Raw genomic sequence first — 26,945 nt, 5'->3', positions numbered from 1 at the left:
CTTTCACAACATGCACACCATTATATGGGATTGCAACTTTTCCTTCATTGGACTTTTGCTCTCACAATGTGCACAAAGATAAGGGTATGCAAGTTTATCTTCCATTAACAACATCCCATAAGCTCGACGCCTTCTTGCACATCTCACTCATAAGCTGTGCAACTTTTTCTTGTTTGACGTTTCCTTTCACAATGTGCACAATTCCCTGTTTTTAATCTGTGATTTTTTAAAACATTTTGATCAACCAACCTTTTACACCCCTAAATCACCAACAATATTTCAGCAAAAATTAGGAGCCCACACAAAACAGTGCCTAAATTTATCTCTTTTTGTTCTAAAATGAAGAAAAATGACGTTTGCTCTCACACAAACTTGCACACATTTCTGTGCAAGTTTTTTTATTCTTGTCCATTTATGGATGGACTATTTTATGAAAACATTGAAATATCAACGTTTATCCTAATTTGCTTATCCATGAATTCATGACGTTTCCTTTCACAACATGCACAAACCGTGTGAAAAAATGACGTTTCCTTTCACACAAAAATATTTAGAGTTTTTTTCAATCCCTTGCGCCCCAAGGGATGAGCACACGTTGTGCAACTTTGAAAATCCCTTAATAAAGGACACCATTTCCTGTTTTTCCATTCTGCTATAATTCAAACTAGAAAATTAGACGAGAGGAGGGCCTAAAATGAAAGAATCCAGAATAAGAATCGATGGTTTTAGAATGCATCACGCCATCTTAAAAGAATTCCATTTTCTTCGTGATCAGTCATTTGAGCGCCCTCCTGCCTCTGCCTATGTCGTATATATGACCATGTTAAACCAATTACAAGTAGAACAAAACCAACGAGGCATGCTTAAGGAATATAATCTTTCTTACTGGGCAAAGAAACTTGGAATCTCTTATTCTACCCTTTGGGGAGGAAAAAGATTTTTAGAAGATCATCATTTTGTAAAAGAGGAAATCCATGAAGGGTTACCTGTTATCGTGTTAAAAGATGTTGATAAGTATAATACACCTGAACTTAATGGTGTATCTCTCAACTACCTAATAATACCGCACGCCCTTTTTGAAACGAATATTTTAGCAGAATTCGTACGTACCTCGAACCCTGAAGGTATCGAACTTCTCTTATCCTTACTTAACCAGTTCCGGACTGGTCTGTCTTTCAGCAAGACAGGTGAAATGGAGAAAATAAAACAAGAACGGACAATGAAGACACTTAAACTTCAACTAAACAAAAATGCAAAAGGGGTTCGTAAAACTTTAAGCGTTTTAGAAGCTCTTTTTTCCATCGAATTCACAGGGATAGAGATTCGTGGCAAGCAAATATGGATTAAAAAAGCCTCCTTTTCATTGAAGCCGGAATGTGTCGAAGAAAACACGGATGAATTCAATGTCAACTCACTCATGGCGAAACTATCAAAAGAGCTCACCTACTTCTTTGATGGACATCAAATTAAATTTAAACCAAGAGACCAAATCGATGTCATGATTTCCTTTAAGCAGGAAGTAATGAATAAACTGAACTATCTTATGGATGAGGAGTATGAAAGCTTCACCATACGTGATCGATTCATGAAAACCTTCTTTTTACAAACAATGGATCAGATAGGAATTCATATACATACAGAAAAACAACGAAAAGGTTCTTTCCATTTCTACTCGATTGGCGCCTTTTTCAGAATGGCCTTTAGAAAGTATCTCCCTGGGGCCTTAAAAAAGATTCCTTATGAATTAATCCATGAAGCCAAAATCAGAGAGTACACCAAAACCGGCCAAGCACCAGAGCTACACGGTGTAATTTAATAGCTTAACCCAGCCTTGTGAAAAAATAAGACATTCACAGGGCTATTCGAATATACGCAAAAAAAATATTGAAGTATTCCCTTATAACAAAAGTCTTTCCTTCCCTCTTCTGTCACGAATTCTGGCAGAATTTTCGAGAAGGATTATTTTTTTACGCTTAATAGATTCCGAATGTAGACTTGTGAAATAGTGGATATTTAAAATACCCTCCTGTGAATATGTAAATAGTTAAAAAAAAGTCCTGTGTATATGTGACTTCATTTACATTCTATATGTGGGAAAGTGGAAACTCTGTTTAAACGACTCTTAGAAATGGCTAGAAACCTTGTCCCTCAAGGGATATACCTAACAATAGAAAAATGCCTATTACTTCTGTTTCTTTTATTAAATCTGTTTTCTCTTATTAAATATGCCTTTTTATTAAATTTGTTTATTTACGAAATAAATCACTTCAAACAGAATTTAAAATAATAGATTATTAAGAATAATGTACTCGCAGTAAAACAATGTGCATTTCAAAAATTATATATTGAAAACTAATGAAATATTAATCACCCACATTAGTTAGATTAAGGTTCATTTTTTATAAATTTTATACAGTCAACAGAAGAAACCTCCAATTAGTTGGGGCGAGCTTAAAACGACAGCTATGAAAATTCAGCAAATGAGCAGCATTCTATAAAACCTTTCAGGAAATCGCTTTTCACCAAAAATTCTGCAAGTAATACCTAAAAAAAGAAAATAATTTGTAAAAAAATTAGACCACCCAAGACGGTGGCCTAAACTTATATCTTTTTCCTGCAATAACGTATTTAATTAAGGGGCAAGGCCCCTTTCCCCTTTTACTTGCTATAAAGCTCTAGAGAGCTCATTGAGAAGCTCTAGACCATCATTGATCTTCATAAAGCAAAAGGACACTCTTATTCCTAATTTGAATCTAAATGTTAAATATCCATCTTCCAGAAAGCGTACTACATATAAAAGTTTGGGAGGTTCCAATTTTCCACCTTATCCCATAGACCAAAAATAAATAAAAAAGAAACATTAATCTTCCATAGTTTGTTCTAATACTTCCCTTTCATTTGTTAGAAGGGCTGTTTCAGATTTTAACCTTTTTTCTAAAGCAAGTGATTCTTCTTCCATTTGACTAATCTTCTGTCTAATTGCATTAATTTCTTCAAGGAGTTCCACTTCTATATGGTCAGCTTTGATATCCCTTTCATCCACTAGTATGTCAGATTCTATATTCAGAGTATCTTCTGTACTTTTTTTTGCAAAGAAAGAGAAAAAGCCTGTATTTTTCTTTTGCTCCAAACTTTTTCGTAACACATTCGCTGCTTGTCGATCCATTTTTCGATTTAACCGATGATTTTTAATCTTTTCTTCTATAACTTCAATTTGTCTTTGTCTATCAGCTATTCCAGTTCTCCTTCTCAGCAACTCCACTTCAATTAGATTGATTGTGTTTTGTAGCGTGAAGGTTCTCATCATTACATTCTGCCTTCTATCAAATTCCGAGAATAATTGATCTAAGGTATCCTCATTATATTTACTCCCTTTTGCTTTTCCGCCATTTTGTTGAGGAATCGACTTTAGCGATAACTTAACTTGAATATCGGAAATCGTTTCTCCCCTTTCAATTGACAGTAAAGTCATATGGATTTTAAAAACAGTGAGAAATGGCAATCGCTTCTTTCTACCTTCTACATAAATCTCTAAGTATCCCTCTAGCATCCTAACGTAATACCTTAACGTCGAATTAGCGATATTAAAGATCTTATCGGAACAATCGGTGGTTGAATACATGGCATTCGGATCCAACTCTAGTATATCTTCTTTAAATAGTTTGGCACTGTATTCCTTATCAAGTACCAACGAAGTGAATAAAGCATCGTCACGAAGTGCTTCTGTAATGAAATCCTTATTTGCCTGAACTCTGTTTGTCACGATAACCCTCCTCTTAACGCTAGTTTAACTATAGCTTATTTTTGTCTACCTATCGCTAAGCGTCAATTTATCTGTATCTATAGTTTACCTACTAGATAAAGACTAATCAACTAGGTTTGTTTGCTTTACTAGAAATAATGAACGAATTCGACCAAGTTTAAACTAGTCTAGATTAAACTGGAAGTACAATAATAACCAATCTAGTCTGATCTAGTTTAGATTTTCAATGAGTTTCTTCTACATTTCGTGCGTTAAATGACCGATAACATTAATTTAGCGGTAGAATGCACAATATGAAATTATTATCTTTAATTTGTGGATGGTTACCTCATTAATAATCTAATCTAATCTAGTTTAATGTGGTTTATATGAAGTGAATTCTCCTACAATCTCCAACGTTAAATGACCGATAACGTTAATTTGACGATAAGTAGCGATAACGCGGAATGGATTAGCGATAAATTGCGATTAATCCTCTCGTGATTAAAGGAGTTAAATGACCGATAATGTCAAATTACCGTCAAATATATAGTTAAAACGAACCGACTGGGCAAAAAGGTTGTGTGTTAAGCGGTGGGATATCGCTAGTTTAACGATATTAAATCAGCGCTGAAATATCGTTAACGTCAATTTAGCGCTAGTTTTTTATTGACTTTAACAGGGAGTCTCTATATATTGGATAGTAAGTAGACTAAACTAGATTAGTCCGAAGGAGGAAGACCATGACAAAACTTGATTTTTTATTTAAAGAGGATTATTTAATTGCAGGAGTGGATAGCGGGAACATTTCTAATAAAATTACGTATATCGATCAAAATGGAAATGTTGTTTCATTAAATATCGCGAGTATTATCGGGGAAAACGCGGAAACGACTGCCGAAGATATGCCAGATGAAAGCGCAGATAAATCTTTTCCTGATGATATGATCCTTCATTTACATATTAAAAGTAAAGCCTTACCAAAGAATCGAACAAATGCTTATTATACAGTAGGGGAATATGCTCAAATTTCAACGAATGACAAAAATAATTTAAGAGAAACCAGCAGTGATGCAAGAGATAAATTAGGGAATGAAATCCATGTTGTAACAACTTTAGCGGGATTAGCCTTAGCTGCTTGGAAATCGGGTAAGACCAATAAGGTAGACGTTCCATTGAGTTTTGGGCTTCCAATAGAAGAGGCCAAACAGGCGTCTTCGGAAAAAATCAACTTATATATGGGTGAGCATGAAATTACAGCAATAAAAGGGCCTTATAAAGGCAAAACCATAACCATTAACATTACGGATGTTCAGCTTAATGTGGAAGGCGTAACGAGCTACTTAGCATTGGCCTTTGATTTAGTGGATGGGGAAGTGGTGGAAACTGAATTTTCATCACAAATCCATGATGAGTTTGCCATAGCTGATTTGGGAGCTGGTACATTGGATTTAGCTCTTTATGATGAAAATGGTTTAAACTCAACTAAATCTACAAACCATCTGATAGGTACAAATAAATATATTGATTTAATCATGAAAGAAGCAGCTGAACTAAAGGAATTCGACAGCATAAGGGCTCGTTTTGAAAGGGTGAATAAAACTCCTAAGATTTCGTTTACACGTGAAGAATTCATGAGGAAGTTCATCAAGCCGGAAATCGATAAAATGGTTAAAAAACCTAAATATTCTCCTGTCTTTAAAGCGACATGGCAGTCCAAAACAGCAGATATCACCAAGATTGTAGAAAAATATACAAAACAATATGCCGAAGAAGTAAAAGATAAAGTCATCCGGTATTTTGTTGATACAAACGTTGGGCAAATGATTATCGTCGGGGGAGGGCTTCTCTTCGCTTATCAATACCTAGCGGAACTTAAAGATGAAGATTGTTTATTTCCTCCGAATATCGATCAAGCCAGTTTCTTTACAAGTAAGGCATATCTCTTGAAAAATATTATTGCTGAAATTGAAAAGCAATCAATTGAAGCATAAAAATTCAAGAGTGGGAGCAGCATCTTCTTTTAGTTGTGATACAAGGTGGTGGTAACGTTGTCCAATAGAAAAATCACTCCAGGTAGGGGAATTCAATATACCCCAAAAACCTCGATAAAATGGGCTAATGAATTTAATGAGTTGGTAGACAGCTTTAAAAGCAGAAATGAACTTATTAGCGCGCTTATTGAAGATGGATTAAAGGTTCGGAATGGATCTTATAAAGAACAAGGTATTTACCTTCCACTAGACACCTTTGCGAATGATCAATTAGCACTTTTGAAAACGGAGGAAGGGCAAAGGATTCTTTATAATATCGTTTCTTTAATTGTAGGGAATCCCGAAGGGACGGCGCTTGCCCAGCAAGTGGTGCAGCCGGTAACCCAGAAAAGTAAGCCAGCTTCCTCACCAATCGTTCCATCTGAAGCGCCTGTGAATCATGAAGAAGATGCTAAGGAAGGTAAGGGTCAATCAAACGAAGCCCTTTCTAAACTATTGAAGTTGGGGAAGATGACCAATTTAAAGGGATAAAACACTTTTAAAAATAGAGCTCAGATATATGTAAGAGGCTGATTCAAAAGGTCGTTGAATAACGACTAATTTGAATCAGTCTCTTTTTTTGTTAATTTTACACCCAGATCAAATGGAAAGAGCCCTTTTTAACTGGAAATTTTATATATAGGGGGTTCCATCGAGTGGCTGGATCTTTATACAAAGTTCTCAAACAGGACGTACATTTTATATTCGAAGGTTTTGTCAAAATTTGTATTACAGTAGCACTGGGAAATGTAAGCGTTTTCTTTTATAATAAAAACAGGCGATGTTATCTTGGCGTAGGCAGGGCCAATACTACATTTATAAAAATGATGATTCATTAAAAAATTACTATTTCTAAACGGAAAATGCAATGAACTTCAAATTGGTGTGTGCTTAAGGTTCTGGATGATATTAAAGATAAAGTAAAGGGGAGGAAAAGATGGAAGAAGAAGATAAAACCCCATTTGTCAATTTTATTCAGGAAGATCGATTTGAACTAAACTCCTACCTTAATTATTTATTTAACCAATTTAATGAATATGTTCCAAAACATTTGGAAGACGTTAAGATGATGGAACAATAACGATAATAAAACAACAAAAATACGCGGCTGTATTATTCCTTGAGAATAATACAGCCGCGTATTTTTGTTTTCTTTCTTCTTAAAAGAAGGTTTTTACCGTTATGAACTTAAAAAACTTAATTGAAATCAGAATCTAGCGGTTGATCTAGCCAGAAAAGAATAGATCAAGGATTAGTAAAAAGGATAATAACAAGACTAAAGTCTCTAGAATACTAACCAGAAAAGTTAGGGTTATATGACTACGAATCCCATCAATAGGTTCATTTTTTGTATTTTTTTGGCTGATTTAATCAATAAAAGGAATATCGCTGGTAAAATACAAGCAAGAGAGACGTCAAAGGTATTGAAATAGCATCCTTTTTAGTGGGGAGGGAAAATTGTTTGTGTATAAGATACAGATGAACAAATATCACGTGAGTTTCTTGCACTATCATATTACCTTTTTCACAAAACATTTCAGGTCCCTAAAAGATGAGGAAAAGACTTTTATTAAAAAATATTTTCAATCCGTATCGTCCCGTCATGAATTTAAAATAGTGGAAATGGATATCAGGGAGTGCAGAGTGAATTTAATCATCCATTGTAAGACCACTCATTATATACCCAAAATCATGAAAGCTCTTAAAGGGGGGGCAGCACGGTTCTGGTATAAGGCGTTTTCAGAAACTAAATTAAATGACAAAGGTAGCCCATCAGACCAAAAGTATTTTATCGCAACCGAGGGTACGCAACTGGATAAAATGGTTCAGCGGAATATGGATGTAAACAAGCCCATTCAGAATTAAAGTGAGGAGAATGATTTTTACAATTTTTCACATGTTTTGGGTGAATTAATGTTATTGAAAGTCCCTTTTCCTTGTACGCTAAGTTGTTTCATTCAGTAAAATCATTTCGAGCCAGTAAGGAGATGATCTTGTTATGAGAAATGATTCGATTGAAAGATCGGTCAACGATTCCATGCTTACGATTGCTAACTCTATTCTACAAATGATTGAACAGGCTAAACAAAAAAGTTTAGATAGGACAAGTCTCATGAACCAGGAAAAGAAGAGTATGAAACAAGATTTCACTTCTTGGTCAACCAAAGAGAAGACAGAGGCTGAGTATGAGCTATATTACGCCATGATAAAGGAACATCACCCTCAGTTATTTGAAATAAAAGGGAATTCTATTGAAACATTCCCAGTCGATAAGGAAAAAAGTGTTTTTGTCATCCTGAAGGATAAAGATGCATACTTCGGGGTCTATAAACAAAAATCTAAGGAAGCGCACATCGTCACACCAGTATTTCCAACCAAAGAGGACCTGCTTCAAAAAACACTCGGAACCTCCCAATTCGAAAAGTTTAGAATGCACTCATTCTTCCTTGAGGAAGATGGAAAAGCATTCTCCCTCCATGACAATAAACAACTTCGGCTAAATTTAGCAATATCTTATAAAACCCTAACAACTTATGAAAATATCGAACAAGCACGCTCTTCTATTGTAAAAGAGGAACTTAAAAATGATCCTAAACTTAGAAAACAATCTCTTCGTAGGGCAATAGAAGAGTATTTTATTCCTTCAGATCTTTTAGGAAAGACTGTTACAATCCATAATATTTCAAATGATGGTCAAGGGACAAGGCTATCATTAGTAGAGAATCAAAAAGAACGAGACGTCTGGTTGCCTGACATTGCAGAAAAATGGATGGAAAGAGTAAGAGATAACCCCGGAATGAAAGTAATGTTTGATGAAGTTATCATGGATAGCCGTTCTATTGCAGAAGGTTTCCTTGCCTTTTATGGCATGGAAGTAAATAAAGAAAGCCAAGAGAAACAACATGATTTTGAGGTGATTTCAAATCAAGTTGGCTCGTATATTGGGAAATTGAGTGGCAGTGGCAAAGTGAAAAAAGTTTCCCCTTACTTCTCTGAGAAAGAGGCCGAGAAACAGTTGGGAAGCTTAAATAATCATATTCAATTAGAAAAGCTGAAAGAAATACAGGTAAAAGAGGTGGAAACCGATATTCAATTCAAAGAAATAAGGGGAAACGACTAAGGAGGAAACATATGACTTCGTTAAAAAAATTACAACTCTTACTGATGTTTGCTGCAATTCTTTTACTTTTATATATCGCTCCAGAGCAAGCATCTGCAGCAGCAAATGTATCAGCAAAAATCAAAGAGGGACTGAAACAAGTTCAAACATTGTTAACGGGGCTTGTTGTTACAGTAGGTATCTGCGTATCCATATGGATCATCATTAAAAAATTACCAGGCGTGGATGATCCTCATACCAAAAACGAAATGTTTCGTGGAGTAGGAATGGCTTTGGCAGGGGTAGGGTTAGCAGCCGCAATCGTATGGCTTGTTCCGTGGATGTACGCGTTATTCGCTTAATTGAGGTGAACTAGAGATGACAGAAAAAGAAGTGCTTAGAGAGGCTCTCAAAGAGTTACTTGGGGAAAAAGACAGTCGCAAGGGGAAAACGTTTGTTTTCCCTGATAATGTCGATCGATCTTATAACATTGTTAAAGGCTTATCATTAATGAATTTCTTTAGATATATATTACCGGCGGTCGTTATTTCCGCCATTATCTTGTTCATTCCCCCTTATTCATTGGGATTTATGATGGTTAAATTGTTCTTTATGGCCCTTTTGCTGTTAGGCTCCTTAACCTTCGCTGTTTTACGTCCCATATCTGCTCGGCCAAATATCACATATAGTAGCTATTTAAAACGAATTATTCATTACAACAATAGACAGAAGATGTTCTTTATGAAATCGAATAAAAGGGATGATTTCCGTGGTTAATCATAATAAGAAAATGGATAGAGAAGAATTTGACTATGAAGTAGAAACCCTTATAAAAAAAGGAAAATCGACAATTCAAGACATAAGTATTATAGAAGGGATATACAAAGACTATGTACTTTTGAAAAATGGATATCTGACGTCCATCCTGCAAGTGAGTGGTATCAACCTAGATTTGTTGGCGGAGTATGAACAGAATCGTTTATTTGAAGATTACGGTTCATTCTTAATGAGTCAAGTCCATGATCAATTACAAACCATATCGATGACGGTTCCAGTGGATTTCCGTTCCTATAACTTAGGTTGGAAAAAACGCTATTTGCACGAATTAGAGAATAAGGATAACACAGGTAATGAATACAAGCGAGCCCTAATCACATCTTACATCGATCACTTCCAAGGGATAAGGATGAAAGATGAAATGTCGACAAAACAACATTTTGTTGTCATTAGGGAGAAAATGAATAAACGTACGTTCCAAGATTTAGAACGTGCTGAAACTATTCTAATAAAAAAGGTGGAGGAAATGACAAACTCCCTGCGATCCACTTTTGAATCGTACGATATAACGATTAGAAAATTGTCTGAGAAAAATACGTTATCGTTGCTATACAGATACTTTGATTTTGAAATGTCAAAACTATACGGATAACCGGTTCGGAAAGGAGCAAGTCAAATGCCTTTTTCTTTAGCTACTTTATTTTCTTTAATAAAACGTGAAAATAAGCAGGACGAACAGGTGAAACAAAGTCCTGAAGACATTTTACATGGGATGTTAGAGACCGAAGAACTTAATTCCATTTATCCTTTTGTCTGGAAGGAAAATAAGAATTATATCGAAAGTGGTGGCAACTATATTAAGGTGCTGGCTGTCGTTGCTTATCCTAAAGAACAAAAAGGGAACTGGCTATCGGATCTGAAGCGATTAAAAGGAAACATATCCTTTGTCCAGTACCTAGAACCGTCCAATTCAGAAGGCATGATTAGCTATTACAATGACTCTATTAAAAATAAAGATGCGGAACTATTAAAAACAAGAGATCCAGCCACCCGCATCAGGTTGCAATCCGAACTGGAAAGCGCAAAATATCAACTAAATCAGGTATTATCAAACCGTTCCACCTTTATGTATCTGTATACATACATCTTCATTCAAGCTGCATCCTTAGAAGATCTGAAGACCTTAGAAGACAATGTCCAGAGGATTTTAACGAAACTGAGAATGAAAGCTCTAAACCCTCATTACGCAACACCGATGGCATTCTGGTCGGCTCTGCCTTTAGGGGATAATCAATTAAAGGATTATACCTATCAGATGTGCAACAGTGAAGCGGCCTCTTCTTTCTTTCCGTTCGATGATTCAGAGATTTGCTATTTATCCCCGACGGCTCAGGTGGAAGGGATCAATAAGACCACCAATTCGTTGGTTGCGATAGACTATTTGGATACACAACGTACATTAAATCAAAATATGGTGGTCATTGGGACATCAGGTGTTGGAAAATCTACCTTTATGGTTCAAAAGATTCTTCGCTGCTACGCCATGGGAATCAAGATATATATCATTGATCCAGAAAATGAGTACTCGCATATTGTGAAAATCCTTGGAGGTGAAGTTGTTCATCTCAGTAGTAATAGTTCAACGAAAATCAACCCTTTGGAGATATTCTCCACAGAAATTACGGACACCGAAGATTTTAATGATGATTCGGAATTCATAAGGGACCTTGTTAAACAAAAGGTTCAACGTCTTAAGGCCTTTTTCAAAGTTTTAAAAGCTGACTTATCCCAAGTTGAATCTAGTATTTTAGATAAGGCACTGATCAACCTTTACAATCGTTTTTCCATTAATGAAGAGAGCAATTTTACAAGTTTAATGGCAAAGGACTTTCCGATTCTCGAGGACTTTTATGACGATTTAGGTACATTGAAGACAAATGATTTAGAACGCTATGAAAAAATACAGGATTTTTATTTTATCCTGGAAAGTTATGTTCATGGATCTAACTCGTTATTCAATGGCCATACGAACGTGAATATCAATAACTCTCTATTCTCTTTTAATCTAAAATCCCTACAAAATGAAGTGGATGTGCAGGCTGCTTGTTACTTTAATATCTTTGGTTTCCTTTGGGATGAAGTGACGAAAACAAAAGAGGAATTGGTGTACCTATTTATTGATGAATTCCACTTCTTATCAAAGAACCCGGATTCGATGAGATTCTTTTATCAAGCTTATAAACGATTTAGGAAGTATAATGCCGGCGCTATCGCAGGCACGCAACAAATTATCGACGTACTGGATACCGAGGATAACCTAGGAGCAGCCATGATTGAAAATAGTCACACAAAAATATTTTTTGGACTGGACAATAAGGGTGTTGAAGATGTGGTTAAAAAAATCAATCTATCATTCTCTGATGAAGAGATTTCCTTATTACGAGCGAAGCGTCAGGGAGAGGCATTAATTGTTTACGGGTCTCAACGTGCATTCATTCGGGTTGAGCTCACGCAAGAAGAGCTACGTCTTTGGAATAAAAAACGGTACCTTGAAAAATATGGTTTAGATCCTGATGAAATCCCTGATTATGAGGGAAGGAATGAAATGACTCCCATTGAAAAAGAAGAAGTTCGAAATTTTGTTCTGTAAAGGGGGAGGCAACAGTGAAAATCCAATTATTTGAACTCGGAACGTTATTCATCCTTAAAAATAGGCACTATCGTTTAGAAATTGCGACAAATAAGGTGTTGGCTGAACGGGTAGAGGACCTTACAGAACTTCAGGAAGAACATCCGTATTTCTTTACACTGAAAGATATTAAAAAAGAAAACGATCGCTTGATTCTTGATTATGAAATGGAGGAAGGTTACCAACCTCTACAAATAGCAAAATCATATTCCACCGTATTACGGCTTGCTTTATTAAATCAGTTGCTAGAATTGGATCCTTTACACAATTTTAAGGGGAAAGTGCTGATTCACCCAAGAAACATTTTTTTTAAAGATATGAAAAAACTAAAGTTTCTATACAGAAGCAATCAATGGTTGCCCTTTGAAGGCCATATTGAAAAACTGGAACAATACAAAATTCTAACTCTATCTATGTTTTCCCGTTTTTCCTATGAAAAGTATAAACGGGAAAAAGAAAATCTGCTAAAAAAGGAAAAAGATGAATTTTTCTTCCGGATTGAAAATGCTGGCTCCGTTGAGGATTTGAAAGAGCTGATTGCGAGTAAACTTCAGGTGGAGGAAACGCTGCATTTTTTCGGATTAGAAGCGGAAAAACAAAAAATCAAAAAGCAAAAGAGGATCCTGACAGGAATTTCTATCGGAATCTTTGCTGCAGTCTTTACTTTGGTGCTTTTTCTTCAACAAATGGCAGTCAAGGAAGCTGAAACGGTTTATGCAACAGAACTTGAAAAAGCGGAACAAAAATCAACATTTTATAAACTATTAAGTGAAGACAAATATGATGATGCCCTTTCTTTGTTGAAGAAAACGGGTGGTTCAAAAAAAGAGTTTGCGAATCTTTACTTTGAAAAAGGTGAATATCAAAAGGCAATAGAGGCAGACGATAACTTGATAAAGCCTAGTGTGGAAGCCTTATATAAAGCGAATAAAAAGGAAGAAATACTAGGATTAGATGCCGAAAGTGACTATCTGGACATCGAAAAGAAAATAGTAAGCTATGATTACAGTGTTTTGCTATCGATGCAGGCTTTTACAAAGGATGAGGACCAACAACTTCGAATCGGACAAGCCTTTGCTGAACACGGGGATCTAACAGATGCCAACGATCTCAATAAGAGGTTAAAAAACAAAGAATTAACGGTTACGATCAGAAAAAAGGAATTGCAAAACCAAGTGGCTCGATTAGAACAACAAATAAAGAATCTCAAGAAAAAGAAAGACGTGAAATCCAAAGATGTTAAGGAACAGCTTGATCCAAAGAATAAGGAGCTCACAACATATAAAACCGAACTTGATAAACTTGATAAGAAATTGGGTTTTAATTAAGTGTCAGCAACAGTTGCTGTGAAGGGAACCGTTTTTGTCGTCCGGTACTGGAAGGAAATTACGATAGGCGTCGTATTCTCCTTACTATTAATGGCGGGCTTATTACTCGGAACTCAATCTCAAGAGGAGCCAAAGGGATATATCAACTCGCCATTTGGAACGGCTAATGTTCCACCTCATATTGAACAATGGAAGGGCCTGCTTCAAGAATATACGACGAAGTACGGAATACCGGAATACACAGATTTTCTACTGGCCCTCATGTATCAGGAAATAGGAAACTCACAAACCTTGGATATTATGCAAAGTTCTGAATCTGTCGGGTTACCGCCAAACGCCATTCAAAACCCGGTAATGTCCGTGAATTTAGGGGTTCAACATTTTAAATCGGTGTTAGAGGATGGACAAAAGAACGGGGTGGATTTTCCAGCTATTGTTCAGTCATACAATTTCGGTTCTGGTTACCTGAGTTTTATTTCTTCAAACGGAAAAAAACATTCCATTGAATTAGCCCAACAATTCTCATTGGCCCAAACTGAAAAACAAGGATGGAGTTGTTCGGATTGGAGGGCACCTTACTGCTATGGAGACTATACGTATGTGGAGAAAGTGATGGGAAACCTAATGCCGACGGGAATTGCTGTCGGTAGTGAAGATGTTTCCCCATTGGGGGAACAAGCATTTAATGCGATTATCACAGAAGCGAATAAATATGTAGGCTGGCCATATGTATGGGGAGGTTCAGATCCCCATAGAGGATTTGATTGTTCGGGATTTACACAATGGATATTTGCTAAAGTGGGGATAAAGCTACCACGAACTGCTCAGGAACAATATGATGTGTCGTCGAAAATCCCGCCATCTGAAGCAAGACCAGGTGATTTTATCTATTTTACTGGAACTTATGAGACCAACAAATATATCACACATGTCGGGATTTACATAGGAGATGGCAAAATGTTTGATTCTAACGGTTCGGGTATTGGAATCCATGACATACGTTCGCCTTACTGGAAATCTCATTTAGCTGGTTTTGGTAGAGTGTCCCATTAGGAGGAAAACACCATGAATAAATTTTTCACTACGTTGTTAGGACTATCCATCCTAGCGAATATGATTTTAGGATTTATGTATGTTGGTCAAAAGACCATGATGACTCAAGCAGAAGATCAAAATATCGAAACCAAAAAACAGATGGTTCAGTTGAAAAGTAAAGTGAATGCAAAAGACAAGGAACTGAATACCTTTCAACGGAATGCAACCTATTATGAAATTGAAAATAGTGAAGAGGTTAAAAGCTTTGTAGACGAAACTTTTAGAGGACTATTTAATTACGATAACAAAAATTATGCTTCACGTTTTGATCAGGTCAAGGATCGGTTAGCAGAGTCCGTTATTTCAAAATTGAAGGCTTCAGGAGAAATGGGAAGTATGGAAATTGAATTCAAAAATGAAGTGAAGTCTTTACATGTTTATCTAAGTGCTGTTGAAAAGGACCAAGCAAAAGCGCTGGTAAAGATGGAAACACAATACTCTGTAGGTGGCAGTGCATTCCCCAGGAAAAATCAACTGTATGAGGTCACGATCGCTTTGGATGGAGAGAAAAGGCTCGTTGATAAATTAGAGTTAATGGGGTCCTTCGAACCTTTTGAAGAGAACTGAGTGTATCGAATGTTTTGTCGGATTTACAGAGATTGAAAGTAATCAAAAAGGAGTGGATTTTTTTGAAAGTGATGGGAATACGCCTGTTGTTAATGGCCTTTTTATTAGCCATATTTGAACTGATTGTGATCAACATAGCGGGGATCCTTCCGTTTCTTGCGGCACATCAAGGCAACATATCTGGTGCCCCGTTAATGGCCTTTGTCATTGAAAACCTCATGAACCCTATTGGAACATCCACCAGCATGATTGAAAAGAAGAATCCACCTTTCCTCATGGGTAGTGCCGCTGTAATCGTATTAGCCGTCTTTATGGTCTTTTTTACGAATGGCGGCAAGGGTAAATATGAATTAGCGGATAAATACGGAGTTCATGGTTCAAGTAGATTTGCTCAAAAGCACGAAATATTTACGTATGGTGAGACGGTTGAGGTTCCAGCCAAACAGCTTATGCAGGATCTTGATGCGAGTATGCTAGATTCGAAAGGGGAGAAATGACGTGGCTTCCGATTATATGAAAAATAATGGGATCATAGCAGGCGTTTTAAACCATTCAGTGATTGTGCAGCCAACGGATTCGAATCTTCCAAACCGAAACCACTTTGTAGTTGGGGGCCCTGGTTCATCCAAAACGCAAGGGTATGTTGTGCCCAATGTGTTACATGAGAAAGAATGTTCCTTAGTGGTAACGGATCCAAAAGGCGAGGTCTATGAACTAACTTCCGAAGTCAAACGTAGACAAGGCTATGAAGTCCATGTGGTGAATTTTTCAGAAATGGGATACTCAGATCGATATAATCCCTTCGATTACGTTAGAGAGGAAGTACAGGCTTCCACGGTGGCGAATGCCATTATCGCTTCTAAAAATGACCCGAAGCGGAAAGATTTTTGGTACAATGCCCAATTTAGTTTGTTAAAGGCACTTATCTTATACGCCATTCATGAATTACCACCCGAACAACGTAACATGAAGGGTTTGTTAGATTTTTTACAGGAATTTGACCCGGAAGCAAGTAAAGATGGAGCAAGTGAGCTAGATGGACAGTTTTTAAGAATGGACAAATCACATCCAGCTAGAAGGGCTTATGAGTTAGGATTTAAAAAATCCCAAGAAAAAACGCGAGCGAATATTATTATTTCTTTACTTACGACGATAGGTGACTTTACTTCAAGTTCGGTCTCTCAATTTACAAGCTTTTCCGACTTCTTTTTAGGCGATGTGGGAAAAAGGAAAATGGCCTTATATGTGATTATTCCCGTTATGGATTCTACATGGGAAGGGTTAATTAATTTATTTTTTAACCAAATGTTTCAGGAGTTATATAAAGTAGGGGCTCAAAACAGAGCAAAGCTGCCTCAACCAGTGATTTTTATTTTGGATGAATTTCCGAACTTAGGGAAGTTTCCCGACTATGAAAAATTCTTGTCAACCTGCCGGGGCTACGGCATTGGCGTACTTACCATCGTTCAAAGCATCACTCAATTGCAAGAGAAGTATGGCCGGGAACAAGCAGAATCCATTTTAGGGAACTGTGGAACAAAAATCTGTTTAGGGAATGTCAATGAAACGACCGCTAAATACTTTTCAGGGTTAATGGGGAAAACCACCGCAAAAATGGAAACTGGTTCAATTTCAAAATCAAAAGGACAATCATCCAGTTCGTCTTCTTCCTCAAGCTTTTCTTATTCAGCACGCAACTTGATGAATGTTGATGAAATTTTAACGATGCATAAAGATGACGCTATCGTAATCATCACTGGAAAACACCCAACAAGGGTTAAAAAAGCCTATCAATATGTCCTGTTTCCAAATGTAACGAGCTCATTACGTGTAAGCCAATTAAGTTATCAGAATAAACCATCTCAAGAGGTGTTGGATTGGCTTGAAGGGAAAAGAGAGGAATATGATGAGTATTTTAGATCAACGGAACGGCAAGAAACATTAGAAAAAGCGGACGTTGAAATGTATGAGAAACAGGTCGTAAAAGCTGAAAAAGAGGCTGAAAGACAAGAGGAACTGGCCATGAGCTTCTTTTCTCAAATGAATGCTACTTCTAGTACCAATCCATCAAAAAAAGGGGGATCTTAAGTTGAAAAAAGTACCTTTATTTATACCATCATTTATTTTACTTCTATTACTGGCTGCTTGTAATGGAGGCGGTGAAAGCTTTGATCGGAAGGTAGAGCAAGAAAAGGCGACATCAGTGATAAACAGTGTGTTAACTTCATTTGAGGACCAAGAGAAGGTGGCTGAAGCAAAAACAAGGGATGAAGCAAATATAATCGCTTGGAAGAAGTTAAAAGAAAAAAATATTGCTGCTATCTCAAAAGATTTATCAAACGAGGATCAAAAGAGGTTACTTTATCTTTTGACGCTTAATAAAGCTGACGATCTTAGTAATGGAGAAACAAAATCTAATATATTATTTACACATAATACAGAAATGAAAGATGTTTCACTTGACCAAGAAAAGAAAATATTCACTTTTGATATAGAGCGCAGTGGTTTTGATCACAAATTAATCACCTTAGATAAACAGGAAGAAGTTTGGAAAATCGTAGCCGTTCAAGATCCTGAATAAGAGGTGAGTCAATTTGTTTGATTTTAAGGAAAAGATTGTAGAAGCCATTCAGGGAATGCTAGAGGATTTTATTGAATGGGCACTTTTAATGTGTAATGATCTGTTACTGAAGCAAAACGCTGAAGTAGAGTTCCTTTCATCGGTCAATAATCTTTTGCTTGCCCTAACCTCAACAATAGCTGTAACGATCATTTTATATAAAATTATAGAGGTTATGTCAAGGAATGCGGCAGGAGATTCCGTTGCGTACGGACCTGTGATTGTAAATACGTTAAAAAGCGCCCTACTGATTCCAGCGATGCCTTTTGTTCAGAAAATATTATTAGAAGAAGTTGCTTATAATATGGGAAACTGGATGATTGGGGAAGGAAGTAAGGTTAGTAAGGAAAAAATAGAAAACATGTTAGCGCCAAACAACTTTGAGGCACTTCATTTCCAAGGGGCAGCACTTCTTATATTATTAGCTGTCTTTGCCATAGCGTTTATTGCATTCCTATTTTCAGTAGCCATTTTCCACGCGGACGTGATGTTCCTATATTTATTAAGCCCTTTGGCATGTGTGTCGGTTATTGCGGATGACAATGAATATTTAGGAGTTTGGTGGCGTGAATTACTAAGTCTGATCGTTACGATTCTTTCCAAAATCTTTTTATTTGTAATAGCTTTAAGTATATTAATCAATGAGAACCTTACATTTCTTAATTTTCTATTACTCATGGGATGCTGTATTCTTCTGATAAAGAGTCCTTCGGTTCTTAGAAACATGTGGTATTCATCTGGTTCTGGAAGGGGCATGATGGGTGCTATGGGAGGGACAACAAAACTAGCAGCTAGAAGATTTTTATTAAAAAGATAGAGAAAAGGCGACTTAATTGTCGTTTTTATTTTGCACTCAGAATAAAGGTGTTGAATTACATATTCTCTTATTCAACATTGCATCGCCCTAGTTCTGGAATACATAAGTAAGTTGAACCAAAAAACTACTCGATAGGAGCGTTAAAAAGAACAATCATCATAGATTCCAGGAGAAAAATTTATCTTGTTGCTCTAGTTTGCTTGAAAATTATTTTAGAAATAACCTCGATAGAATATATATTTCAATCTAAAATGCAAGTATACAAGGTGATTCAAAACAAATGTTTCAAAGTGATTTGATTATGATTCGAATTGTATACAGAATGAGTTGAAGGAAGTATGGTGATGAATACAGAATAAGTCAATAAGATGATTTAGGAGGGAATTGCATGACATACTTGGAACAATTTGCACGTAATCGGAGAAGAAGAGAAAAGACCGAGGTATTAACCGCACGCATTCCAGAAAGCTTGTACGGTGATTTCAAAGGTTACTGTGACGAACTGAATTTATCTATCAGTGAAGCGGTTTGTCTCCTGGTAGAACGTGAAATGGCAGGGAATGAAAGGGTATCTGGAGAACAAGCAATCACGGACGAATACAAAATGAATGATGATGTAGTCAGTGTGAATACAGATGTAGTCAATAAGGTTGCAAAAAGAAGTCATACAAATACAAATAGATTCGTAACGACACAATGGCAAGTAGACGCACAGCTTCCATGTCCATATTGTGGTCAGTGGTTGGCAGCGACTAACTTCTCTAGACATGCCAAGCGACACTTAACAAACACACAGGATATTTTTACGAATGAGAAATTTAGAGAGAAAATCAAAGAAATGATCCAGGCGAAAAAAGCTGAAAAATGAACTAAATGAAGAGGTGATTTTGGGTTAACAATAGTATATAGGGTGAAGGGAGTTTATTCCTTGAAAGAGCAATCAAATAAAAACATAGCTTCAATTAGTGAAAACAGCATAGGCTAGTGGAAAGCAATTATAGAGTCAATCAATGACGGTGTTCTAATGATTAATCAAAATGGGTATGAACGAATGATCAATCTTGAATATAACTGGTTACCACCAGATATCATAGGGAAGCCACTGGAAAAATATCGGCCCGGGCGTAACCTGAACTTTCCGCAGATTCATTGAGACCATTAAAACTTACTAAACGTTGTAAATCCACATTTGCTTATGCTACCCCAATTATGTTTTTACTCTTGGAAAAATCTTTCAATCTATAGTATTTTTTTGTATGGTCTTATTAGGAGGTGATTTATGGTGAAAGAAAAATGTTCCCTTTACGATAAATTACCGTTAGATTTATTAGCTGGGTTTTATTTTGAAATAAATAAGAACATTGAAAAGGGAATCTTGTCTGATGCCATGTATCATGAAATTAGATTAATGGAACAATCAGCATTAAGAAGGGGGATCTCACTTGAATACATACATGATAAGGGTCCCCGTATAATTGAAGCTGAGAAACTACTAAGAGGAACAACCAAGCAACACCATATGGTAGAGTAAGATTTCTAAAAATGTTTTCTAGTAATCCTTGGAAATGTAAGCGCTTTCTGTTATAATAAAAATGGGTTGGATGGCATGTGTGGCTGTCATAGTATCTGGCGTAGGCGGGGCCGATACCAGAAGAGGGCTTAGAGAAAATATCCTTTTTAAATTGAATAAAATCATACATAAACAATAAAAGTGAAAAACGATAGACCCTTTGGCTCCCAAAGGGTCTATTTTGGTGTAACTTCCTTTATTGGAGATGTGATTTTTTAAAAAAATAATTTAATCGATAAGAGAGAATTGCTCTGACAGAGGGAAAGACTTATGTTGCCTGGTTTGCGAGGGATGTTTCCCGGCTGTAAAAATACGTAGCAAAGCTTCTGTAAAGTTCACTATTTTCTTGGGGACGTATAGCAGCCAAACAAAACGATATAACCTGTCTAACTTTAAGGGTTCAGTTCACTCCATGGTAAAGGAAGCTCGTAGTTTCAAAATCGAGGTGACCTCAGAAGAAAAACGAGCAGAGATCACCCTTCGAAAAAGGAGGCGGAGATTTACCGGGTGAGGTATTCCTGCATGACATTTCCCCATACTAGATGAAGAGTTGAAGGTCGAGGATTTACTGGTGATTGTTCATGGTAAAGAAAAGGGAATCTCAAGCCAAGCTATGAAGGCCATTTTATTGAACTTTGAGGATTACTTTTGATAAGCGGTCAAAAAAATCAGGCACAAAAAGGATAGTTTCACAACTATCCTTTTAAGAATCTTTTGCCCTTTGTGATAATTTCGATGAAAATAGAAAAAGGAGCAAGACAGTTCTTTACAAAATAATAATAATCCTCAAGATGCTCAGTATAATAGAAAAAAGGTAAAGGAGTTGGTTTCTTATGGAAAAGCAATTGCCTGAAACGCTACTGGAACCTGAAGTGACCGCTGGAATGGTACTAAAAAGAGCCCTTGCCGATTACAGGAAAGCCCAAATTGAAAAACAAATCGATGACTCATTGAAAAACCGTAATAAGGTAGAATTTATCCGGTTAACAAATGAATTAAAACGGACAACATAAAATGCAAACAGAACTTAATAAAAAAAGATAACTCCTAACTTAAGAAATAATGGATCAGGTAATGCTGTTTAATTTCCTGATTCATTTTTTATTTTAAGTGGTCTTAGAATGCTTGGAGGACCTCAAGTAGATTCAATGCTTCCATCTATAAGAATAAATAAGAAAATTAAACCTAATGACTGTTGTGTAAGGAAGCATTGTTTTAACATTCAATATAATTACCTTGGACCTTTACTAAAAATTCAGGGCTTTCTTTATGGATAGCCTAAAAACGCTATCAAAAGTGATGATCTATGTTTTGATATTTTACCATAAACCTCGTTAGAATATAAAAATTGCAACCACCTATATCTTAATTTGTCTACAGGCTATAGAAAGTACTTCCAGTAAAACTAAAACTATTTATTATTTACTTTCAGTTTGAAAGCCGCATTCCTCTGTAGAAAAATGCGGCTGTCTCAATAAATATCTCATTGAAAGCAAATAACAACAATTATTATATGGTTTAATACCCTCGGTTCCGATCTACCAATCCATTTAACGGTTGTTCGCTTAAATATCTCCTTAAATTTTCAATAAAAAAGTTGCTCACTTCGTTAATCGTACTTGGTCCTGATAGATGAGAAGTGACAAACACATTCGGCATTGACCAGAAGACATGTTCTTTTGGCAACGGTTCTGTCTCAAATACATCGAGGACTGCTCCCTGAAGATGTCCTGCTCGCATGACAGATATTAAATCCCCTTCATCTATCAATGCTCCACGGCCAACGTTGATAAGGTAAGCGTTGGATTTCATCGCTAAAAGAAGGTCCTTGTTAATGATATGATAAGTGGAATCCGTTAAAGGAAGGGTTAGGATCAAATAATCTAGATCTTTTACAAATTCACCCCATTGATCTGGAGTAAAGTGGAGATCCACGAGTGTTGCTTGTTTTCCACTAAAGCTTAATCCATGCACATTCATATCAAATGCTCGAGCTTTACGTACAAGTTCAGCGCCAATCGATCCAAGTCCAGCCACCCCGATTGTTTTCCCCTTTAGGGTTTCAGAAATGAAAGGATCCCACCTCCGCTCCAATTGCGATTGTTTCATCCGAGGACCGTCTTTCACTATGTCCAAGAGAAACGAAAATACATATTCAGAGATGTAAGCACCAAATTGGTCAATAATTCGAGTTAATGTAATGTTTTTAGGTATCGATTTGTCTGCAATCAAATCATTGACTCCGGCTCCCATTGACTGAAACCAGCGAACAGATGAGGCCATTGGTTTACATAGTAATTGTGTAGGGAAATTCCATCCCAAAATAACTTCAGTACCTGGTAAATATTTTTCTGCTTCCCCCAAAGTTTTCGCTTCCTTCACCGATATAAACCCATTATTGCGGATACAATCAGCATAAGCTTCAACCTCTGTCTGAATAGGACTAAATACAAGAATGTTTGGTTTGTGTGTACCACCCATTGACTCTCTCCTTATTGATTTTTTTAATATAGTATAAATTATTCTACCAAAGACATTAACTTTTAATCTTACTTTAATAACTTACCACAAAAATCCAATTTATACTAAAACTAACAAGTTTGTTACTTTTAGTATAAACCTATTTACAAAGAGATACTTAATGGGTGAAAGCTGCGATTAAGCTAGTATTTGTAACGGTATTACTTCTGAATTAATTTATAAGGACCTCTTTCGGTTTTCACGTAGTGAATAGGTTTAAAAAGACCGTTTTCTCCTTATAAATTAAACTACTCTTTGGATATCGTCTTTCCTGAACTAAGGCAAGTCTTCAAAGATGTAACAGTGAAGGGAGCTATCCCGACCCTTCGCTTATTTCCCATTCCAGTCGAACTAAGTTCGTTACAACCACAAGTTATCATTATGAGATTGTAATCAGTGATGAAAAGATTTTTATTTGCGAAATCATTTGTTCGTACTATTTAATTAAGTTGGTGTATGTTTGAATAGGTTCTTATGAATACTAGGAATCGGATATATATATAATCCCTTATATAGTAGGGGTTTTTAGGGGAGTTGCTTCAATAAAAATTTATTAGAATTTGAAGTCATATTGTTAGTAATAAATGACTCATAACAGACCCTGTAGTCTACTACAACTTGGGCACCCAAAAATCCATATTGTTTGTAGTAGTAATGTAGTAGTGGTTTATTAAAAACATACAAATGTTAAGGTAGACATAATTCAACATAATTTACTATCCATATTTTATTCTCATATACCCATATATCTATATAGGATACATTGTTTTTAGATTAAGCTGCCATTTAATGGTGGCTTTTTCACTTAGATTTTTTTAGAGAAAAGTTATAAAAACTTAAAATGCCTTAATATGGTTAATTATATATGAACCAAGTTAGTGTTAATGAAACGTATAAGGTAGCTCCATTCTATGTGTTTTTTTAGTGCGTGCAAACATGATTAGGAGTGTTAAATTTTCAAAGAGATTTATCTACACTTCCGGTATCTGCCTCGCCCTGCTTGGTAACAAATGGACTTTTTGATTTAATTGGATTTTACTTACAAAAGTTCCTTAAATCAAAAAAATGGATGCTAGAGTTTCTCGTTCTAAAGGTCAGATAAGGGAGAAATCGCTAATTAACAAGATCTATAGGGTGAATAAATATTTAATGGACGAGGGTTCTAAACGAGAGAGTAGTAGACAATACTACTCTCTTTTATGATTCTTTTTTATTCGATAAAAGCACAGTAATGAATTTATTGAAAATTACAATTGGCCACTAATTTTATCCGAAGTTTCAACTATATAATCTTGATTTTCCCCGCATAAAATCCTTCAATTCGTTAATAATCCCCATATCTTAAAATCAAATTGAAAAGATATTCATCTTTAAAAAGCAGCAAATAACACTTCGAGGCAAGTTATACTGCCATAGGTAGAGTTCAGTGTTGTCGGTCCGAAAGAAGCACTAGTCGAGTCACTTGATATGAATTTATATTTAATCCGAAAACGGCTTCCAATTGTAGAACTTGCTCTTGAAGAAATTATTGTTGGGAAGTTATCCAAAACAAGAGTAGCTGTGCTTCATATTGGATTCATACATAAGTTGTTTGGAATTGCATTATAATTTGGAATTGAACAAACCATTTAGGTTCTGTATCTCTATCAAATGGTTTTTGCACCAGAACCACATAATGATTTTTCTACAATTTCGGTAATATCCAACGTTTTAACCTGGTCCTCCATTTCTTTCGCCTTCGTCCCATCATTGATCATCGTTAAGCAGTAAGGACAGTTGCTTCCGATTATCGTCGGATTCAGTCGAAGAGCCTGCTCAGTGCGCTCGATATTGATCCGTTTTCCTTGCGTTTCCTCTATCCACATCATTCCCCCTCCGGCTCCGCAACACATGGAGTCTTCGCGATTTCGCTCCATTTCTAATACTTCTACACCAGGGATTGATTTCAGGATTTTTCGCGGAATGTCATAGATGTTGTTGTATCTGCCCAAATAGCAGGAGTCATGATAAGCTATTGCTTCTTCCACTTCTTTTTCCGGTTTAATCCGGCCTTCCTGAATCAAGTTCCAAATCAGTTCCGTATGATGATACACTTCCGCTTCCAATCCGAATTCTGGATACTCGTTTTTGAACGTATTGTACGTATGCGGGCAAATCGTGACGATCTTCTTGACATTGTAAGCTTGGAAGTTAGCAATGTTCTCCTGGCACAGCTGCTGGAAGAGAAACTCATTCCCCATTCTTCGAGCCGTATCGCCTGAATTCCGTTCTTCATTTCCTAGAATGGCAAAATTCACCCCGGCAAATTTAAGGATTTTTGCAAAGGATTGGGCAATCTTCTGGCTGCGCTTGTCGAAAGAGCCCATCGATCCTACAAAAAATAGATATTCAAAATCGTCAACTTCGTTTACGGTCGGCACGACAATGTCCTCGCATCCTTCAAGCCACTTGATCCGCTCCTTGCGGTTAATTCCCCATGGGTTGCTCTGGCGTTCGATGTTTTGAAAATAACGTGTAGCTTCGTTAGGCATATTGCCTTCGGTCAAGACTAAATAGCGTCTCATATCAATTATTTTATCCACATGTTCGTTAGCCACAGGACATTGGTCTTCACAATTCCGGCATGTCGTACAAGACCATAATTCCTCCTCGGTAATCACATCACCAATCAAATTAGGCATTTCAACTGTTGACGCAGTTTCCTGACCAGCCGATTCAGTCATTAATGAAGGAAATAATGCAGAAGATCCAAAAACAAAACCGGGCATCCAAGGACTACGGGAGGTAACGGCAGCTCCTTTTTCTGTCAAATGATCCCTCATCTTAACTATAACATCCATCGGGGATAACGTCTTCCCGGTTCCTGAAGCGGGGCACATATTCGTGCATCGTCCACATTCAGCGCATGCGTATAGATCGATCAGCTGCTGCTGGGTAAAATTCTCTATTTTCCCGACACCGAATTCCTCAGCTTCTTCATCCTCGAAATCAATCTTTCTCAATTTTCCAACAGGGCCGACTTTCTTGAAAAAGATGTTGATCATTGCGAATAACTCATGCAATTGCTTCGACTGCGGTACGAACACCATGAATGATAACACGGTCAGCAGGTGCACCCACCAAAATATATAGAATAGTACAGTCCCTATCGTTGATCCTATGCCGGAAAACACTAACGCAATAGCACCAGAAAACGGGGCGTAAGCCAGATTCGGTTGATGATCTAACATAATCGCTTCGAATCCTAATGTAAGCAAGATTGATAAGGTCAGAGTACATAAAGCGATATAGACAAAAGCAGCTTTGCGATCACGCTTCCATTGCAATCGCTTTAACTTTTCCCCATAGCGACGGAAGAATCCATATACGACCGCCAACAGCATAAGGAATGTCGCCCACTCCTGCAGAAGACTAAAATATTTATGCCCATCACCAATAGGAAATTCATACCCTTTAACAAACCCTTTTATGATGATTTCTATGAGTCCTATTTGGATAATAAAAAAGCCATAAAACAATACCAAATGCATAAGACCGCTTTTCTTGTCTTTAAACAATTTGCGCTGGCCGAACACATTAACTAACACAGTATTGATTCGTTCTTTGAGGTTCGGTTCAAAAGCCTTTTTCTTACCAAGCTTTACAAACAAATACCGGCTGTATAAGAGTTGGGCAAACAAATAAACTGCATACCCCGTCACGACAAGAAAAGCTATGAAATTCAGTAAACCTACCATAATAAAAAACTCCTTTCCTGATGAATACAAACTATGAACCTCTGCATTTTTATCAAAGATAAAAAGTGCAGCTATGCCAGAGCATATGTTTTCAAGTGTCGATTATTGATTTTTTTTGGTCCTTAAAAACATCTTACCTACAAGGTTTGCTTCGGTCATCCCACAGATTGTTGGAACTGTATGACGAAAAATTGTACAAGTTTATCATACAAACGATGGGTTCCCCCTCTACCATTTCACTTTATCCAAAATGTCGTACTTCTTTAAATATAGTTCCAACAAAATGTCCAATGACCTCTCCCCAATCTTAGCGATATGATGACTCTAAGGATTTCAAATAGTTATTCTTC

23 protein-coding genes and 1 pseudogene are annotated in these 26,945 nt (G+C 36.6%); 21 read left to right on the top strand and 3 right to left on the bottom strand.

Annotation, left to right across the window (positions count from 1 at the left end; genetic code table 11):
• Positions 1-694 precede the first annotated feature (694 nt).
• Positions 695-1,816 carry a hypothetical protein gene (locus tag AC1DIV_RS20110; protein ID WP_477577275.1) on the top strand — a complete coding sequence of 374 codons (1,122 nt, stop codon included), beginning with the start codon at positions 695-697 and terminating at the stop codon, positions 1,814-1,816.
• Positions 1,817-2,860: 1,044 nt separating this feature from the next.
• Here the strand turns inward: AC1DIV_RS20110 and AC1DIV_RS20105 are convergent.
• A complete protein-coding gene (locus AC1DIV_RS20105; protein ID WP_001530443.1) occupies positions 2,861-3,763 on the bottom strand; it encodes a hypothetical protein in 903 nt (300 codons plus the stop codon).
• Positions 3,764-4,485: 722 nt separating this feature from the next.
• Here AC1DIV_RS20105 and AC1DIV_RS20100 point away from each other — a divergent pair.
• The 19 genes from AC1DIV_RS20100 to AC1DIV_RS20010 all read left to right on the top strand — a co-directional run bounded on the left by AC1DIV_RS20100 (position 4,486) and on the right by AC1DIV_RS20010 (position 21,351).
• Entirely contained in the window at positions 4,486-5,736 is a 1,251-nt protein-coding gene (locus tag AC1DIV_RS20100; RefSeq protein WP_063596936.1) for a ParM/StbA family protein, read from the top strand.
• 57 nt (positions 5,737-5,793) lie between these two features.
• Positions 5,794-6,267 (top strand): hypothetical protein, encoded by a 474-nt coding sequence (locus tag AC1DIV_RS20095; RefSeq protein WP_477577274.1) that lies wholly within the window; start codon positions 5,794-5,796, stop codon positions 6,265-6,267.
• 445 nt (positions 6,268-6,712) lie between these two features.
• Positions 6,713-6,856, top strand: a complete 144-nt coding sequence (locus tag AC1DIV_RS20090) for a hypothetical protein (RefSeq protein WP_477577272.1) — start codon at positions 6,713-6,715, stop codon at positions 6,854-6,856.
• A gap of 398 nt (positions 6,857-7,254) precedes the next feature.
• Positions 7,255-7,641 carry a transposase gene (locus AC1DIV_RS20085; protein ID WP_477577282.1) on the top strand — a complete coding sequence of 129 codons (387 nt, stop codon included), beginning with the start codon at positions 7,255-7,257 and terminating at the stop codon, positions 7,639-7,641.
• A 133-nt stretch (positions 7,642-7,774) separates the two neighbouring features.
• Positions 7,775-8,896 carry a hypothetical protein gene (locus AC1DIV_RS20080; protein WP_477577271.1) on the top strand — a complete coding sequence of 374 codons (1,122 nt, stop codon included), beginning with the start codon at positions 7,775-7,777 and terminating at the stop codon, positions 8,894-8,896.
• A gap of 11 nt (positions 8,897-8,907) precedes the next feature.
• Complete coding sequence (locus AC1DIV_RS20075; RefSeq protein ID WP_241665080.1) at positions 8,908-9,237, top strand: CagC family type IV secretion system protein; 330 nt, start codon at positions 8,908-8,910, stop codon at positions 9,235-9,237.
• A 16-nt stretch (positions 9,238-9,253) separates the two neighbouring features.
• Entirely contained in the window at positions 9,254-9,652 is a 399-nt protein-coding gene (locus tag AC1DIV_RS20070) for a hypothetical protein (protein ID WP_477577269.1), read from the top strand.
• Positions 9,645-10,304, top strand: a complete 660-nt coding sequence (trsD, locus tag AC1DIV_RS20065; protein ID WP_477577267.1) for a TrsD/TraD family conjugative transfer protein — start codon at positions 9,645-9,647, stop codon at positions 10,302-10,304. Before AC1DIV_RS20070 ends, trsD begins: the two co-directional genes overlap by 8 nt.
• Positions 10,305-10,328: 24 nt before the next feature.
• On the top strand, positions 10,329-12,302 hold the full coding sequence (locus AC1DIV_RS20060; protein WP_477577265.1) for a VirB4 family type IV secretion system protein: 1,974 nt from the start codon (positions 10,329-10,331) through the stop codon (positions 12,300-12,302).
• 14 nt (positions 12,303-12,316) lie between these two features.
• Positions 12,317-13,669, top strand: a complete 1,353-nt coding sequence (locus tag AC1DIV_RS20055) for a type VII secretion protein EssB/YukC (protein ID WP_477577264.1) — start codon at positions 12,317-12,319, stop codon at positions 13,667-13,669.
• Positions 13,670-14,722 (top strand): bifunctional lytic transglycosylase/C40 family peptidase, encoded by a 1,053-nt coding sequence (locus AC1DIV_RS20050; protein WP_477577262.1) that lies wholly within the window; start codon positions 13,670-13,672, stop codon positions 14,720-14,722.
• 12 nt (positions 14,723-14,734) lie between these two features.
• Positions 14,735-15,331: a hypothetical protein gene (locus tag AC1DIV_RS20045; RefSeq protein WP_477577260.1), complete on the top strand. Its 597-nt coding sequence runs from the start codon at positions 14,735-14,737 to the stop codon at positions 15,329-15,331.
• Positions 15,332-15,393: 62 nt separating this feature from the next.
• On the top strand, positions 15,394-15,828 hold the full coding sequence (locus tag AC1DIV_RS20040) for a hypothetical protein (RefSeq protein WP_477577259.1): 435 nt from the start codon (positions 15,394-15,396) through the stop codon (positions 15,826-15,828).
• Between the two features lies 1 nt (position 15,829).
• The gene (locus tag AC1DIV_RS20035) at positions 15,830-17,419 is read left to right on the top strand and encodes a VirD4-like conjugal transfer protein, CD1115 family (protein WP_477577257.1); all 1,590 of its coding nucleotides are present in this window, start codon (positions 15,830-15,832) and stop codon (positions 17,417-17,419) included.
• Between the two features lies 1 nt (position 17,420).
• Positions 17,421-17,912: a hypothetical protein gene (locus tag AC1DIV_RS20030; protein ID WP_477577255.1), complete on the top strand. Its 492-nt coding sequence runs from the start codon at positions 17,421-17,423 to the stop codon at positions 17,910-17,912.
• Between the two features lie 13 nt (positions 17,913-17,925).
• Complete coding sequence (locus tag AC1DIV_RS20025; protein ID WP_477577254.1) at positions 17,926-18,768, top strand: conjugal transfer protein TrbL family protein; 843 nt, start codon at positions 17,926-17,928, stop codon at positions 18,766-18,768.
• A gap of 388 nt (positions 18,769-19,156) precedes the next feature.
• A complete protein-coding gene (locus AC1DIV_RS20020; protein WP_477577253.1) occupies positions 19,157-19,636 on the top strand; it encodes a hypothetical protein in 480 nt (159 codons plus the stop codon).
• 411 nt (positions 19,637-20,047) lie between these two features.
• Positions 20,048-20,299: a hypothetical protein gene (locus AC1DIV_RS20015; RefSeq protein WP_477577251.1), complete on the top strand. Its 252-nt coding sequence runs from the start codon at positions 20,048-20,050 to the stop codon at positions 20,297-20,299.
• 872 nt (positions 20,300-21,171) lie between these two features.
• Positions 21,172-21,351, top strand: a complete 180-nt coding sequence (locus AC1DIV_RS20010; protein ID WP_148359668.1) for an IDEAL domain-containing protein — start codon at positions 21,172-21,174, stop codon at positions 21,349-21,351.
• A gap of 505 nt (positions 21,352-21,856) precedes the next feature.
• Here the strand turns inward: AC1DIV_RS20010 and AC1DIV_RS20005 are convergent.
• Positions 21,857-22,819, bottom strand: coding sequence for a D-2-hydroxyacid dehydrogenase (locus AC1DIV_RS20005; RefSeq protein ID WP_477577250.1), 963 nt, complete (start codon positions 22,817-22,819; stop codon positions 21,857-21,859).
• A 1,455-nt stretch (positions 22,820-24,274) separates the two neighbouring features.
• Between AC1DIV_RS20005 and AC1DIV_RS20000 the strand changes: the two are divergent.
• Positions 24,275-24,430, top strand: a pseudogene (locus AC1DIV_RS20000) (spore germination protein); the annotation flags it as partial.
• Between the two features lie 74 nt (positions 24,431-24,504).
• On the opposite strand, the gene AC1DIV_RS19995 reads toward AC1DIV_RS20000, so the two are convergent.
• Positions 24,505-26,595, bottom strand: coding sequence for a (Fe-S)-binding protein (locus AC1DIV_RS19995; protein ID WP_477577248.1), 2,091 nt, complete (start codon positions 26,593-26,595; stop codon positions 24,505-24,507).
• Positions 26,596-26,945: the final 350 nt, after the last annotated feature.

The organism is Peribacillus sp. 05N428 (assembly GCF_056397085.1).
The sequence above is the reverse complement of the archived record's forward strand: the minus strand, read 5'-3'. Positions and strand labels throughout refer to the sequence as shown.

Bases quoted from the DNA above. Each gene is read 5' to 3' on its own strand.
- AC1DIV_RS20110 (WP_477577275.1), top strand. From the start codon at position 695: ATGAAAGAATCCAGAATAAGAATCGATGGTTTTAGAATGCATCACGCC.
- AC1DIV_RS20100 (WP_063596936.1), top strand. From the start codon at position 4,486: ATGACAAAACTTGATTTTTTATTTAAAGAGGATTATTTAATTGCAGGA.
- AC1DIV_RS20090 (WP_477577272.1), top strand. From the start codon at position 6,713: ATGGAAGAAGAAGATAAAACCCCATTTGTCAATTTTATTCAGGAAGAT.
- AC1DIV_RS20085 (WP_477577282.1), top strand. From the start codon at position 7,255: ATGAACAAATATCACGTGAGTTTCTTGCACTATCATATTACCTTTTTC.
- AC1DIV_RS20080 (WP_477577271.1), top strand. From the start codon at position 7,775: ATGAGAAATGATTCGATTGAAAGATCGGTCAACGATTCCATGCTTACG.
- AC1DIV_RS20075 (WP_241665080.1), top strand. From the start codon at position 8,908: ATGACTTCGTTAAAAAAATTACAACTCTTACTGATGTTTGCTGCAATT.
- AC1DIV_RS20070 (WP_477577269.1), top strand. From the start codon at position 9,254: ATGACAGAAAAAGAAGTGCTTAGAGAGGCTCTCAAAGAGTTACTTGGG.
- AC1DIV_RS20060 (WP_477577265.1), top strand. From the start codon at position 10,329: ATGCCTTTTTCTTTAGCTACTTTATTTTCTTTAATAAAACGTGAAAAT.
- AC1DIV_RS20045 (WP_477577260.1), top strand. From the start codon at position 14,735: ATGAATAAATTTTTCACTACGTTGTTAGGACTATCCATCCTAGCGAAT.
- AC1DIV_RS20020 (WP_477577253.1), top strand. From the start codon at position 19,157: ATGACATACTTGGAACAATTTGCACGTAATCGGAGAAGAAGAGAAAAG.
- AC1DIV_RS20015 (WP_477577251.1), top strand. From the start codon at position 20,048: ATGGTGAAAGAAAAATGTTCCCTTTACGATAAATTACCGTTAGATTTA.
- AC1DIV_RS20010 (WP_148359668.1), top strand. From the start codon at position 21,172: ATGGAAAAGCAATTGCCTGAAACGCTACTGGAACCTGAAGTGACCGCT.
- AC1DIV_RS20005 (WP_477577250.1), bottom strand. From the start codon at position 22,819: ATGGGTGGTACACACAAACCAAACATTCTTGTATTTAGTCCTATTCAG.
- AC1DIV_RS19995 (WP_477577248.1), bottom strand. From the start codon at position 26,595: ATGGTAGGTTTACTGAATTTCATAGCTTTTCTTGTCGTGACGGGGTAT.